We start from the raw sequence: 13,602 nt of genomic DNA on the forward strand, positions 1-13,602 counted from the left end.
CTATGGTCATTGCGGTAAAGTGTGAAAATTTGTGTAAAACGTTTCATCAAGGTGATGCCGTGATCACTGGGTTGGATCATGTTGATGTCGTTATCAATAAGGGTGACTTCGTTAGTCTATCGGGCCCTTCGGGTTCGGGGAAGACCACATTGTTGAATGCTATTGGTGGTTTAGATACGCCGGATAGCGGCAAGATTACGGTTGCTGGAGAGCGTATTGACCAATTCTCTAAAGGTGCCATGGCGGATATGCGGTTGCATAAAATTGGTTTTGTCTTTCAGGCCTATAATTTAATACCTGTTTTAACCGCAAAAGAAAATGTCGAATTCGTCATGCAGGTACAAGGCGTTCCTGTTCATCAGCGTCATGAGCAGTCGATGGCAATATTGAAAGAGGTGGGTCTAGAAGGTATGGAACACCGGCGCCCGGGTGAGTTGTCGGGCGGGCAGCAACAGCGCGTAGCGGTCGCTCGTGCGATTGTCTCGAAACCCGCGCTCGTGTTAGCTGATGAACCTACCGCGAATTTAGATTCAGTGAGTATGAAAAACCTAATGGATCTTTTTGTCGAGTTGAATCAAAACCATGAAATCACCTTTATTATTGCAACTCATGATGTGCGCGTAATTGATTACACTCGTCGTAAAATAACCATGGTTGACGGTAAGATTGTAAACGATGAGTCAAATTAAATGGGTTGCCGAAGCTTTCGTGATTGCCGTTGCGCTCAACTATAGTGCGCTAGTTCTATCGCAACAGTCCGTATCAGAAAATGCCTCCTGGAATCACACTTTTCACGGTAATGTAAAATACACGTTGCAGGCGACTCACTTCCCTGAAGAAAGTCTCTATAGACCATTATTGGGTGCGAGTGTGGATGATCACTTCGCGTCCTCGAGGCTAAAATGGCAATTTCACAAGAGCGCTTGGGATGCTCAAGTCGACTATCAGATTGTGGGGTATTACAGAGATCGCCTCGGTTTACAACCATCAACAGAACAGTACCTTCAACGTGCTTTGTACCCTGACGACCAATTTCGATGGTTTGATCTGACTAAGGTTTTCCACGATGAGGAAAAGTCGGTCGCGCTGCATCGTCTCGATAGATTTAATATTGGTTACGCTAGGGATGATTGGGTCGTTAGATTAGGTCGGCAAATTGTGAGTTGGGGCAATGGTTTGCTGTTTAACTCCGTCGATTTCTTTAATCCGTTCGATCCTGCGTCACTAGATAAAGAGTATAAAATTGGCGATGACATGCTTTTCGGTCAATATCTTGCGAACGATGGTGACGATGTGCAAGTGGTCGCTGTGATCCGCCGAAATGGTGCGGGTGATGTACGGGAAGCGGTAGCTAGCGAAGCAATTAAATATCACGCATGGGTTGATAACTGGCTTAATGGTGAAAGCTGGTTTTCGGGAGCGGAACTCGAAGTGGTGATCGCGCGCCACTACCGCGATGAAATTATTGCTGCGGGTCTTGTTAATAATGTGGGGGATGCAGTTTGGCGTGGTGAGTTAATGTTGAGCCATAGTACGGGCTATGCAAATTCAAGCGCTTCGGGATCCTCCGCATTGCGCTCATCAGAAAGCGATAAATTGGTAATGTCTTTCGTCACCAATTTATCGTATTCATGGGTTTGGTTAGGTAAAAATGTCAGTGGTATTGTTGAATACTATTACAATGGTTTTGGTTTAACCGGAGACTATAGCCTTGAAAGAGTGATGAGCGACGCGGCATTGTTCGAGCGCGTAGAAAGAGGAGAACTTTATACCATTGGTCGGCATTACCTGGGTCTATCTGGTGTAGTTGAATTAACCCCGTTAATGACCTTTTCACCTAGTGCCTTTGTTAATTTGGCTGATCAGTCGGCTCTGGTTCAGCTTAGTGTAAGTTACAGTGCAGCCCAGAATGTTCAGATAATCGGTGCCATCAACTTACCCGTGGGGAGTAGCGGCACAGAGTACGGTGGTCTTAAACAAACTACAGGGAGCGTGAATGATGTGCCTCTTTCATCTGATCTAGGCTTTTTCTTCCAAGCGGCCTACTATTTTTAGTGGTATTTTATCTATCTGTTGTTTAAACAAATTAAAGCGAGTTAAGCGCTATGAATCATGTAGAATTCCAACTGCCTTCAAGCTCTCCGGTCGAAGAGATTTATCCTCTTGTTGATGATGATCCAAAGATGAGTTTGCTGGACGCCATATATTCCCGCCGTTCCGTTCGTGGCTTTCTAGATAAAAAAATTCCTCAAAACGAATTGGAGCGGATCCTTCAAATTGCACAGCACGCGCCATCGAATTGCAATATTCAACCATGGCAAGTATTCATCGCGACGGGCGAAACTAAAGATCGGCTCAGTCGCACTATGATTGAAAATCTTAAGGCGGGTATCGATCAGAATCAAGATTACGAATACAGCGGAAATTTTGTCGATCAGTACCGTCGTCGCCAAGTGGATTGTGCCGTAGCGTTATATAACCAAATGGGCATTGAACGCGGTGATAAAGAAGGGCGTATTCGCGGCGTGATGCGTAACTACGAATACTTTGATGCGCCTTATATGGCGTTTATCGGTATGGATGAAAAGTTTAGTGCTCCTGTTGCGCTAGATATCGGAATGTATGCCCAAACGTTTATGCTGACCTTGCGGGCGTTTGGTTTGCATAGTTGTGCAATGGGATCGATGCGTAGCTATCCGGACTTAGTTCGTGAGGCTTTTGGTGTTTCATCACAAACCCGTATTCTATTCGGTATCGCGTTTGGGTATGAGGATGAAAGCGTGGCTGCAAATCGCACTCGTGTTTATCGTGACCCTATTGAGGCGAATGTCATTATTAAGGACTAGTCTGTACCTTTTCTCGATTCATCTTTACAATGCGCCGGCGCGAGCTTTTTGCTCGCCGCAATTCGTTCTCGGGGCGGGGCGGAATTCCCCACCGGCGGTAAGTGATTAATCAATACAATTGATAGCATGTCATAAGCCCGCGAGCGCTCTTGCGCTAAAGATCTCCCAGGTTTTCTAAGCGTCAGCCTAGTCAACTTAAGTGATTTTTAGCGCAGTGAGGTCAGCAGATTCGGTGAGAAACCGAAGCCGACGGTCATAGTCCGGATGAAAGAGAATGGGAAAGCAAACCGCATATGGCTTGCCTATGTGCGAGACACTCCCGTGCGCCCTGATTCTGGTTATAGTGAATTAAGTGAGGAAACCATGAATCAGATTAACCAAGTCAACTCTTATGTCGCTAGTAAGTTGCCGAGCGACACGCGCATCGCGTTTATTCAATCATGTTGGAGTAAAGATATCGTTGATCAATGTCGCGACTCGTTTATCGCGTCGGTGATTGAGCAAGGTATTGAACCGTCCAATATCGATTGTTTCGAAGTGCCAGGTGCATTAGAAATTCCGCTTCAAGCCAAGCTGCTTGCTAAAACGGGTCGTTACAATATTGTTGTCGCGAGTGGCTTAGTCGTAGATGGTGGTATTTATCGTCATGAATTTGTAGCGGATGCCATTATCAAAAGCTTTATGGAAGTCCAGTTGGAAACAGAGGTACCCATTATCTCCGCCGTGTTAACGCCACATAACTTCCATGAACATCAAGCACACCACGATTACTTTTTTGATCATTTCAAAATTAAAGGGCAGGAAGCCGCCAATGCTTGCCTTAAAACCTTGATGAATGTAGAGCTAGTAAAAGAGTTATAGCGCTCAGACAGCCCTACAACTAAGTGATTTACTAAGGCGCTTAAAAGCGCCTTTTTTATCTCAAGACGTTGAATTCTTCATTTGGTTAGTGTGACTAACAACCGATGTGCTCATTGCCACGCGCGGCTGCCCAATAACATAACTTTGCGAACTTTGTCAGGTGAATTTATAACGCCTGTGGCAAACTGATTGCGCAGTTCTACTATCCATCCTCTCTTTTAATAACAGATATAACAACGGAGGTTGTCATGCGAATTTCATCCGAATACCCCTATTTAAAGTCGACAGATAATCCCTCATCGTTTTTCACTCCTCTGCTAAGTGCCGCGCTGCTCTGCACGTTGCTGGCAGGTTGTGGTCAATCCACTCAAACAGAAACCGGCGAACAAGTTTCGTCACAGGTGTCGGCTGATGCGCAACAACCAGTTGCGAAAAATCAAACAGACCAAAAAATGTCTGCGCAAGCACCCGTGGCACAAACTCAGTACGGTAAAGTGCGCGGATTCGTTGAAGATGGTGTTAGTGTCTTCAAGGGTGTGCGCTACGGTGCTGATACCGCGAATACACGCTTTCAAGCACCTCAAGCACCTGAATCGTGGCAAGGAATACAAGACGCACTAGAGTATGGAAATTCAACACGCCAGGTCCCCACAGGAAGTGGCGGCGGTTTATTTGCTTCGTGGAAACCAACACCGGTACCCGAACTAAGTGAAGATTCACTGTTTCTTAATGTTTGGACACCAGCATTGCGAGATGGCAAAAATCGGCCAGTGATGGTGTGGTTCCACGGCGGTGGGTTTACCTCAGGCTCTGGCTCAAGCTTGGCATATGACGGTGTGCGCCTGGCAAACCGAGGGGACGTCGTTGTAGTAACAGTGAATCATCGTCTTAACTATTTCGGCTATTTAAATTTGGCTGAGTATGGCGAGCAATTTGCCGACTCCGGTGCGGCCGGTATGCTCGATTTGGTCGCATCGTTAGAATGGGTGAGAGACAACATCACAGAGTTTGGTGGTGACCCAGATAATGTGCTTATTTTTGGCGAGTCTGGCGGCGGAATGAAAGTCAGTACGCTTCTCGCTATGGATAAAGCCCAAGGTTTATTCCATAAAGCGGTAGTACAAAGTGGTCCTGCGTTGACTTTGTCGACAGCTGATGAATCTGCAAAAGCAGCGCGACTCGTAGTGGAGGCGCTGGGTCTAAATCAAGAAAGTATTAATGAAATTCTAACGATGCCTGCTGAGCGCATCGAAGAGGCCGCTCGTAGTGTAGCTGCAGCCACTAAAATGCGCATCGCCAGTAGTCCCACTGTAGATGGGGCTAATATCCCTCGCCACCCGTTTGCCGAAGGCGCTCCTCCGCAATCAGCGAATGTCCCTGTGTTAATTGGTACAACGCGCACTGAAACCTCGTTGCTATCAGGCTCGCGGAACCCTGCATTATTCGACTTAACATGGGAAACCTTGCCTGCGGCCTTGGCTAGTGTGGCACCGGAAGTGGAACCGCAAAAGGTGATCGACACTTACCGCAAGTTGCATCCAGACATGGGTGCTGTAGAGCTGTATTTTACAGCAACAACCGACCGAGGTTTTTTAAACCGCTCTATCGAGCTTGCGGATAAGAAAGGCGCGCAACCAGGAGCTCCGGTGTACTTCTATTTGTTGAACTGGGATACCCCCGTCGATAACGGCAAATGGTTCTCACCTCATGCTCTAGAGATCGGCATGGTTTTTGACAATGTGGCTAAGTCAGCGTCGATGTCTGGGCTCAGTGATGATGCACAACGCATTGCTGATTTAATGAGTGAATCTTGGTTGGCCTTCGCTAAAACTGGCAACCCGCAACACCAAGGCCTTCCCGCTTGGCCCGAATTCAAGGCAGAGACACGCGCGACCATGGTATTCGATGTCGAGCCCAAGGTCGTTAATGACCCGCATGGTCAACAACGCAAAGTCTTTTTAGGTGGAGAAGGCTAACTGTAAACAGCAAATCTGGCGACCACGGTACGTTTTGTATCGGGTCGTCGGACTGTTTACAGACATTTGAAAACACTATACTGCAATGACATGTCACGTTAGGCGATGACGCTACGCGAAAACTACATTTGTGTTTTATCGACGTAGTAGGTTAACACCACGAACTACTATCAACCGGGCTATCGATAAGTTCTCGAATGTTGGCTTGAATAATTTTGTAACCGACATTACCTGTTAATCGTTGGCGATCTTCATTAAATATCAGAGTAGGGCTGGCTTTGACGTGTTTGGTTTGCGATAGCTGAATATCACGCTCGAGTTTGGCAAAGGCTGTGCCGTCATCAATGGTTTGCTGAATGTCAGAAAGCTTAAATCCTGCATCGCTGAGAACACCATGAAGTACAGCGGTATTACTAATGTCTTTTGCCTCGACAAAAAAAGCCTGCCTGAACGCGTTGATCGCTAAGTCAAAAGCTTCGCATTCGAGCACATCGGATTTTATGAGTTCCTGAATAGCGGATAAATAGAGATGGGCAGGCATCGAAGAGCTGGGTTGAACGTCGGACCACACGGTCGGGTGTATATTGATGTGGTCAAATTTGGCCGCGACTGATTGTACGTGCTTATTATAGGCTTCAATTCCTCCTCGAGAGTTCCATTGCCGCTCCATTTTACATGGCACGTCACCAAATACCGGGAACACATGGTGATCAATGTGGACCTGTTCACCAAACTCTTGCTTTAGCTCATCCATGCGGATTTGAGCAACATATGCCCAGATGCATAGAATGTCAGAAAAGTGGTCGACATGGATGGTCATGGTTTAACCTCTTTCGGATCACTGGAATTAACGTAATACAAGATAAAACGCGTACGCGCAGAGTATCATGTTTAGTACAACACCCAACGTAAAAGCTCTGCGGCGCAAAGAGACTCGGTTGCTACCGGTATGTATAAATGCATGGACGATTCTGCTGGCTGTAAATAGTGAGGCGATGGCTAATATCCACATGTTTACGCCCTGCAGCAACCAAATAAGAATGGACAACAGTGCAAATACCATCGGTATTTCAAATTGATTTCGAATGCAGTTATTAATTTGAATGACGCTATCTGGCCAGGCATCGTCGTGAAGTGCGCGACGAGTTTCGTCGACCATATTGTTTTTTAATGCAGATACCTTTGCATTAATGAGCTTTATGTAAAGCCAAAATACCAAAACAATTTGGACGAGCAACGGTAAAAAAATGAGCTGTTGATTCATTAATATGCACTGATTTTGTTGAGTTAAACTAACATGTCTCTTGCTCTATTGACTCTTGCGCCTGAATCTTCTTTGACCTCCGGCAGTGCGTTACCTTTTATGACCGCGGGACGTTCGCCAATGGCAAAAGACCAGCGTTTTAAGTGCGGTAAGTCATCAATTTCTACGCCAGACCATTTGTAGGTTCTTACCCAAGCCCAGTTGGCTATGTCTGCAATACTATATTCCCCGGCGAGAAATTCGTTTTCGGCCAAATGGGTGTCCAGCACGGTAAATAGTCGTTTTACTTCTCGGTGGTAGCGTTCAATTGCGGCAGGAATTTTTTCTGGCATATAGCGATAGAACACATTGGCTTGTCCCATCATCGGGCCAATACCGCCCATTTGAAACATCAACCACTGGATCACACGCGATCGGCCTTTCATATCGCTAGGTAATAATAAGCCTGTTTTTTCAGCGAGATAAATCAGGATGGCGCCGCTTTCAAATACAGCAAAGTCGCCTTCGTCCCGGTCAACAATGGCAGGAATGCGCCCGTTAGGGTTGATTTTAAGAAACTCCGGCGTGTGCTGTTCTTTATTCTGTAAGCTTAGCGCAATGAGGTTATAGTCGACGCTCATCTCTTCTAGGGCGATGGTAACTTTTCTACCATTTGGTGTCGCAGCGGTGTAGACATCTATCATCATGTTCTCCTCAAAAACTTATTGCGGTTGCAATTTTGCGTAAAAACGTTTTCTGCTGCTGGATTAGTTGGGTTATTGGTAGCCTTTCGCTTGCAGTTTAAATAAATGCGCATACTGGCCCTCTTTTTCCAACAACTGCTGGTGATCGCCATGTTCAATAATCCGACCGTGATCCATTACGATGATTTGATCCGCCATGCGCACAGTGGAAAATCGGTGAGAAATTAAAATTACAATTTTATTGGCAGCGTGTTGCCGGAAATGTTCAAAGATTGTAGCTTCGGCTTGTGCATCCATTGCAGCGGTAGGTTCGTCGAGGACCAAGATATCGGCTTCTTCGCGCATAAACGCGCGTGCCAAGGCGATCTTTTGCCACTGCCCGCCAGACAGTTCTTGTCCGCCTTTGAACCAGCGTCCCAGCTGGGTGTTGTACCCTTGATTTAATTGTTGGATAAAGTCTTCTGCCATGCCTTTTTGTGCGGCATCTTGCCAACGTTGGTCGTCGCTAAAGGCGTTAACATCACCAGCACCGATGTTCTCGCCGACGAGCATTTGGTAGCGAACAAAGTCCTGGAAAATAACACCGATACGCTGTCGCAGTTTTTCAGCATCCCATTCGTGAACATCTAAACCATCAATCAGAATTCGACCCGTACTGGGTGTATAGAGCCGCGTAAGCAATTTAATTAAGGTGGTTTTTCCTGAGCCATTTTCGCCGACTAAGGCAAGGCTGCTGCCCGGCGTTAAATGCAGATTAATATTTTCTAAGGCTGGGCTGGATGAACCTGGGTAGGTGAAACTGACATTATCAAAACGAATGCCGTCGGCAGGATTTGGGCCAGATATTGCCGTGCCATACTCTGGGTCGACGGGTTGTTCTAGATATTCGTACAAATTGGAGAGGTACAAGTTGTCTTCGTACATACCGCTAATGGCACTTAAGCTAGCGCTAACAGCCGACTGACCTTGTTTAAAGACGGCAAGGTACATTGTCATCTGACCGAGCGTGATCTTGCTCATAATGGTCGCGAATACGATCCAGGCGTAGGCGCCATAAAAAGCAGCGGCTCCAACTAAGCCTAATATTCCGCCCCAAATATCCCGTCGAATGGTTAACGAGCGGTCAGCAGCGTACAGCTTTTCAAAAATTTCGCGGTATCTGTCAAGCAGGAGTGGGCCAAGTTGATAGAGTTTGACCTCTTTGGCGCTATCCTCGCGGGCAAGCACTGTTTCTAGATACATTTGCATGCGGGTCTCAGGCGAGCGCCAACGAAATAAGCGAAAAGCATCACCGGAAAATTTAGTTTCCGCTAAAAAAACAGGCAAGGCGCCGAGCACTAAAATAACAATAACCCACGGCGAGAACTGTGCGAGTAGCACACCGAAACTAACTAATGAAATACCGTTTTGGATCAAGCTAAAGGTGCGGTTTACCAAACTCAATGGTCTTGCCGAGGCCTCGCGCCGAGCGCGCGTCAGTTTGTCGTAAAACTCTGAATCCTCGAAGTGCGTTAGTTGCAGTGTTAGCGCTTTTTCGAGAATCATTACATTCACTCGATTACCCAGGAGCGCGCGTAATAGTGATTGGCAGATAGATATCCCTCGCTGACCAACCGTTAGCGCGATGATTGCCAGCCCTTCGTAGACCACCAACCACAACACCTCGGTCGCATCGACTGTTTGTGTGGCTTTATAGACATCTATCGCGGCGACAACACCATCGACAATTAGTTGGCCAATGTACGCAATGATGGCTGGCATGATCCCGGTCAGTAGGGTCAGTACCGCCAGCGCGATGGTCATCTTGTGGGAGGTGCTCCACACCAGCTCAAGTGCGCGTCGGCTGTAGCGAAAAACGCCGATGAATCGGTGCAGGGGATTATCGTCGGCGTTTTGCCATTGTTGTGGAGGGCTCAAAACTCGATCTTCTTTCTTGCGATATGGGTGGATGCTGATAGTAGCGGTTTTTCTACTTTAGCTCTATGGCTAAGGTGGTCTGCAATTATTTCGTAGCTATAAATTTTCTAATGAAAAGAATAGCTTAGCTTAGTAGTGCACGCTTGAATGGCTGAATCCATCCTCATTACCTATAGTTAATTAAAGGTTTCACTTTAAGGGTGCAGCCGTATTTTCATTTAATCATTCGGTATACGGGGCTGGCGAGGTGGCGGTAGACGAGGAAGATGAGGGAGGCGGCGAAGGCGCCGAACTCAAAAAACTGCAAAAGTCGGCGAAAACAACGCGGACGTTGTTCTTCTCGGTTCTGGTGACCTTGCTGGTAATCGTTAGCATATTGATCACCAGTGTCGTGGTGATCAATATCCAATTGTCGAAGCGCAACGAGGTGCCGTCAGAAGAATTTGCGGAGCAATTGGCGACGCTAAATTCTCAGTTAGAGCACATCAGTGTCCTACATAACTCGGAAGCTAGGGTTTACTTTGATTTCCAGGATACCCTTGATGAAGTCAAAGCGCTGTATACCACCGAGGAAATCAATCTGTTGCGCCAACAGATGATGAGTCAGGAGCAGGATCGACGCAAAATGCTCGATATCATGGCTTCAGGTCATGAAAGCATAGCGGCAATGATGCCCGGCAATAGGCGCTGGGTGGAGGACTTTAAAAAGACCGCCGCGGCTGCCAAGAAGCGGTCCCTAGATAGAGAAAAAGCTATCAAAGAATCGATGACGCCACGAGAGCCTGACGAAGAAGGTGCCGAGGACGTGAGTGCCGACAAGTCGGCCAAAAAGTAGCGAAAAATTTCCACTGAGAACATTATGTCTGATGACGCTATTGACAATACAGAGACAGCCGACCCAGTCGCGACTCTGCGTAAGTCCCTCGGTCGTTGGCGAATCGTGTCGTTTGTCTGTGCATTTTTAGGTGTTGTGACGAGTGTTGGCGCGGTAGCGACGGTTTGGTATACGGGCAGCAACTCGCTAACCGCCTTTAAAGACTTGCCGGTATATCAGGTAAATACTTTGACCATCGATTATCGAGAGGCGGTCATGAGGCTCGATGAATCCATCGAATCGACGAAAAATACGCTGGCAAACCCAAATACGCAGTATGTTCTGTTTGATGCGCGCCAGCTTGTGGCTCAGGTGCAAGAGGTGGAGGCCCAGTTTGCCGACGACCTGAGCCAATATAGTGACTCTGTTGCGATTATTGCTCGGGATGTGGGAGGTGCGCTGGAGTGGAATCGTCACTTTCAGCGACAAGTCGCTCGGTTAGTGGAGCGCAGTCGGGTCCGGCAGGCTAGCTTAAACGCAATTTTCGACCGATATCCACGTCCAGATCTTCCTGAGCTTGACCCATCTGACGCAAGTGCGGCTGATAGCCCGGCCGCTGCTGCTCCGAGGCGGAGCCAAGCAAAATAGAGCGCCACCCCCAGGGGGGCCACCCCATAACGAAGACTTATCTCCGCTATATTCTTATTGAAAAGCCGTTTCTCGCGCTGGGTTCTCAGACCGAATGCTGGCATAATAACGCGCCCCAAAACTGGGGGTTCTTAATTGGCCCCGCTTAAGCCAGATCTGGCCAGCGGCGAGCGACGTCCCACCGATTTGTGCAGCTTGAGGAAAACTATGCAACCGACGGTTAAACCTAACAATCCTAATTTTTCATCTGGTCCATGTGCCAAGCGCCCTGGGTACAGTGTTAGTGCTTTGGATACTCGCTGTTTAGGTCGATCGCACCGCTCCTCGCTAGGCAAGCAGTTACTAAAGCAAGTGTGCCTCGATACGGCTGCCGCATTAGGTCTACCTGAAGGATATAAAGTCGGTGTTGTTCCAGGCTCCGACACGGGCGCTATGGAGATGGCAATGTGGTCACTGCTTGGTTCTCGTGGCGTCGACGTCATGCAGTGGGAGTCTTTTGGTAAAGGCTGGCTCACGGATGTCACCAAACAATTGAAGTTGGATAACGTCCGCGCGCTTGAAGCTGACTACGGCCAGCTCCCGGATTTATCCCAGGTCGACTTTAACAATGATGTCATCTTCACTTGGAATGGCACTACGTCGGGTGTCAAAGTCCCGAACGGTGACTGGATTGCCGATGATCGCGAAGGCCTAACTATTTGTGACGCAACCTCCGCCGTGTTTGCCATGGAGCTTCCCTGGGAGAAGTTAGACGTGATTACCTTCTCTTGGCAGAAAGTACTCGGCGGCGAAGGTGCCCACGGTATGCTGATTTTGAGTCCGCGTGCGGTAGAGCGTCTTGAGAGTTACACGCCAGCGTGGCCTCTGCCGAAGATATTTCGATTAACAAAAGGCGGTGAGCTAATTGACGGCATCTTTACTGGCGCGACTATTAACACGCCATCAATGCTCGCAGTAGCCGATTACTTGGATGCACTGGCGTGGGTCGAAAGTCTCGGTGGTGTGAACGCAGCAATTGCGAAGTCTGAAGAAAACTTGGCGGTGCTGAAAAAATTTGTTGATGCCAACGATTGGATCAGCTTCCTTGCGCAAGACGAAGCAACGCTTTCAAACACGTCTGTGTGCTTAACGGTAGATGCAACGCCGGAACAGGTTAAGAAAATGGTTTCCTTGCTTGACGAGCAAGGAGTGGCCTACGACATTGGTGCCTACCGAGATGCGCCTGCGGGCCTTCGTATTTGGTGCGGTGCGACAGTTGAAGCTGCAGATCTCGAAGCGCTTGGTCCATGGCTGGCTTGGGCTTACGAAGAGGCAAAAGCTTAACGCGCATATTTGTCGTAAGAGCGTAGTAGCGAACACGCTTGGGTAAAAGATTTCAAATTTATAGGTAAGGATCAATCAATGTTAAAGATCAAAACGTACAATGCGATCTCTGTAAAAGGCCTTGATCGTTTCAGTCGCGAGAAATACGAAGTCGCTAGCGAGATTACTTCGGCCGACGGTTATATTTTGCGTAGCCACAAATTGCATGGCGAAGAAATTCCATCGTCTGTAAAAGCGGTTGCTCGTGCCGGTGCAGGTGTCAACAATATCCCCGTGGATGAGTACACTAAAAAAGGTGTCGTTGTATTTAATACGCCTGGTGCAAATGCTAACGCGGTAAAAGAGTTGGTGCTCGCTGGCTTATTGCTTAGTTCGCGCGGTATCGTTTCCGGTATGAACTTTGTTTCTACCTTGGGTGAAATGACCGATGCGGGTGAAATGAGCAAGTTACTAGAATCGGAAAAGAAGCGCTTTGCTGGTAATGAGCTGTACGGTAAAAAACTAGGCGTGGTTGGCTTGGGTGCTATTGGTTCTATGGTTGCGGAAATGGGCTTGGCCCTAGGAATGGATGTTGCGGGTTACGACCCTGCCATTTCAATCGAAGCGGCGTGGCGTTTACCGAGTGCAGTAATTCGCAAAGAAAATTTACAATCGTTGTTGGCGCACGCCGATTACATCAGTCTTCACGTGCCAGCCCTGGAGGCCACTAAAGGCTTGATTAATGCGGAAGCATTAAAGTCTATGCAGAAAGGCGCGGTGCTAGTAAATTTCGCACGTGATGCAATTGTTGATGCGGAAGCAATTGTTGAAAGCCTCAATGAAGGTCATCTCGGACAGTATGTGTGTGATTTCCCTGAGCCTTGCTTGATCGGTCGTAGCGATGTTATCGCAATGCCTCACATCGGCGCGAGTACAGCCGAAGCTGAAGAAAATTGCGCGGTAATGGCAGCAAACCAATTAATGGATTACCTAGAGAACGGTAATATCCTGAATTCGGTAAATTTTCCTGCTGTACAAATGTCTCGCGCCGGTAAAGCGCGTATTACGTTTGCAAACGACAATGTTAGCGGTGTTCTCGGTCATGTTCTGACAGTATTGGCTGACAATAACGTGAATGTTGTCGATATGATGAACAAGAGCCGTGGCGATGTGGCTTACAACATTATTGATGTTGAAGACGTGCCGGGTGAAGACGTAGTGAATGCGATTAGCGACGTTGAGCATGTTATTAGCGTGCGCGTGCTGAGCTAAATTTAGCGTCTATTAAACG

At 47.7% G+C, this 13,602-nt stretch carries 13 protein-coding genes and 1 riboswitch; of the genes, 9 read left to right on the plus strand and 4 right to left on the minus strand.

Annotated features, from left to right (window positions below):
* Nucleotides 1-2 precede the first annotated feature (2 nt).
* The 5 genes from ACZ5NB_RS04890 (at nt 3) to ACZ5NB_RS04910 (ending at nt 5,683) form a co-directional block, all read left to right on the plus strand.
* Entirely contained in the window at nt 3-689 is a 687-nt protein-coding gene (locus ACZ5NB_RS04890) for an ABC transporter ATP-binding protein (RefSeq protein WP_460231884.1), read from the plus strand.
* Nucleotides 676-2,055: a DUF1302 family protein gene (locus ACZ5NB_RS04895; RefSeq protein WP_460231886.1), complete on the plus strand. Its 1,380-nt coding sequence runs from the start codon at nt 676-678 to the stop codon at nt 2,053-2,055. Before ACZ5NB_RS04890 ends, ACZ5NB_RS04895 begins: the two co-directional genes overlap by 14 nt.
* Before the next feature lie 50 nt (nt 2,056-2,105).
* Nucleotides 2,106-2,846 carry a nitroreductase gene (locus tag ACZ5NB_RS04900; RefSeq protein ID WP_460231887.1) on the plus strand — a complete coding sequence of 247 codons (741 nt, stop codon included), beginning with the start codon at nt 2,106-2,108 and terminating at the stop codon, nt 2,844-2,846.
* A 60-nt stretch (nt 2,847-2,906) separates the two neighbouring features.
* A riboswitch (FMN riboswitch) is annotated at nt 2,907-3,126 on the plus strand.
* Nucleotides 3,111-3,707 carry a 6,7-dimethyl-8-ribityllumazine synthase gene (locus ACZ5NB_RS04905; protein ID WP_460231888.1) on the plus strand — a complete coding sequence of 199 codons (597 nt, stop codon included), beginning with the start codon at nt 3,111-3,113 and terminating at the stop codon, nt 3,705-3,707. (Overlaps the previous riboswitch by 16 nt.)
* A 248-nt stretch (nt 3,708-3,955) precedes the next feature.
* Nucleotides 3,956-5,683 (plus strand): carboxylesterase/lipase family protein, encoded by a 1,728-nt coding sequence (locus ACZ5NB_RS04910; RefSeq protein ID WP_460231889.1) that lies wholly within the window; start codon nt 3,956-3,958, stop codon nt 5,681-5,683.
* Nucleotides 5,684-5,834: 151 nt separating this feature from the next.
* On the opposite strand, the gene ACZ5NB_RS04915 is transcribed toward ACZ5NB_RS04910, so the two are convergent.
* The 4 genes from ACZ5NB_RS04915 to ACZ5NB_RS04930 form a co-directional block, all read right to left on the minus strand.
* Nucleotides 5,835-6,503, minus strand: a complete 669-nt coding sequence (locus ACZ5NB_RS04915) for a DsbA family oxidoreductase (RefSeq protein WP_460231890.1) — start codon at nt 6,501-6,503, stop codon at nt 5,835-5,837.
* A gap of 27 nt (nt 6,504-6,530) precedes the next feature.
* Nucleotides 6,531-6,947: an MAPEG family protein gene (locus tag ACZ5NB_RS04920; RefSeq protein ID WP_460231892.1), complete on the minus strand. Its 417-nt coding sequence runs from the start codon at nt 6,945-6,947 to the stop codon at nt 6,531-6,533.
* A 23-nt stretch (nt 6,948-6,970) separates the two neighbouring features.
* On the minus strand, nt 6,971-7,633 hold the full coding sequence (locus ACZ5NB_RS04925; protein ID WP_460231893.1) for a glutathione S-transferase family protein: 663 nt from the start codon (nt 7,631-7,633) through the stop codon (nt 6,971-6,973).
* Between the two features lie 69 nt (nt 7,634-7,702).
* Nucleotides 7,703-9,547, minus strand: a complete 1,845-nt coding sequence (locus ACZ5NB_RS04930) for an ABC transporter ATP-binding protein (RefSeq protein ID WP_460231894.1) — start codon at nt 9,545-9,547, stop codon at nt 7,703-7,705.
* Between the two features lie 247 nt (nt 9,548-9,794).
* On the opposite strand from ACZ5NB_RS04930, the gene ACZ5NB_RS04935 reads away from it, so the two are divergent.
* From ACZ5NB_RS04935 to ACZ5NB_RS04950, 4 genes are all read left to right on the plus strand, one after another.
* On the plus strand, nt 9,795-10,382 hold the full coding sequence (locus ACZ5NB_RS04935; RefSeq protein ID WP_460231895.1) for a hypothetical protein: 588 nt from the start codon (nt 9,795-9,797) through the stop codon (nt 10,380-10,382).
* Between the two features lie 24 nt (nt 10,383-10,406).
* The gene (locus ACZ5NB_RS04940) at nt 10,407-11,009 is read left to right on the plus strand and encodes a hypothetical protein (protein ID WP_460231896.1); all 603 of its coding nucleotides are present in this window, start codon (nt 10,407-10,409) and stop codon (nt 11,007-11,009) included.
* Between the two features lie 207 nt (nt 11,010-11,216).
* On the plus strand, nt 11,217-12,332 hold the full coding sequence (locus tag ACZ5NB_RS04945) for a phosphoserine transaminase (protein WP_460231897.1): 1,116 nt from the start codon (nt 11,217-11,219) through the stop codon (nt 12,330-12,332).
* 78 nt (nt 12,333-12,410) lie between these two features.
* Complete coding sequence (locus tag ACZ5NB_RS04950) at nt 12,411-13,583, plus strand: phosphoglycerate dehydrogenase (RefSeq protein ID WP_460231898.1); 1,173 nt, start codon at nt 12,411-12,413, stop codon at nt 13,581-13,583.
* Nucleotides 13,584-13,602: the final 19 nt, after the last annotated feature.

This window comes from Aurantivibrio plasticivorans, assembly GCF_055392955.1.

Excerpts from the sequence above, each read along its gene's own strand:
- ACZ5NB_RS04950 (WP_460231898.1), top strand. The coding sequence starts at position 12,411 with ATGTTAAAGATCAAAACGTACAATGCGATCTCTGTAAAAGGCCTTGAT.
- ACZ5NB_RS04940 (WP_460231896.1), top strand. The coding sequence starts at position 10,407 with ATGTCTGATGACGCTATTGACAATACAGAGACAGCCGACCCAGTCGCG.
- ACZ5NB_RS04910 (WP_460231889.1), top strand. The coding sequence starts at position 3,956 with ATGCGAATTTCATCCGAATACCCCTATTTAAAGTCGACAGATAATCCC.
- ACZ5NB_RS04915 (WP_460231890.1), bottom strand. The coding sequence starts at position 6,503 with ATGACCATCCATGTCGACCACTTTTCTGACATTCTATGCATCTGGGCA.
- ACZ5NB_RS04900 (WP_460231887.1), top strand. The coding sequence starts at position 2,106 with ATGAATCATGTAGAATTCCAACTGCCTTCAAGCTCTCCGGTCGAAGAG.
- ACZ5NB_RS04905 (WP_460231888.1), top strand. The coding sequence starts at position 3,111 with ATGAAAGAGAATGGGAAAGCAAACCGCATATGGCTTGCCTATGTGCGA.
- ACZ5NB_RS04920 (WP_460231892.1), bottom strand. The coding sequence starts at position 6,947 with ATGAATCAACAGCTCATTTTTTTACCGTTGCTCGTCCAAATTGTTTTG.
- ACZ5NB_RS04890 (WP_460231884.1), top strand. The coding sequence starts at position 3 with ATGGTCATTGCGGTAAAGTGTGAAAATTTGTGTAAAACGTTTCATCAA.
- ACZ5NB_RS04895 (WP_460231886.1), top strand. The coding sequence starts at position 676 with ATGAGTCAAATTAAATGGGTTGCCGAAGCTTTCGTGATTGCCGTTGCG.
- ACZ5NB_RS04925 (WP_460231893.1), bottom strand. The coding sequence starts at position 7,633 with ATGATGATAGATGTCTACACCGCTGCGACACCAAATGGTAGAAAAGTT.
- ACZ5NB_RS04945 (WP_460231897.1), top strand. The coding sequence starts at position 11,217 with ATGCAACCGACGGTTAAACCTAACAATCCTAATTTTTCATCTGGTCCA.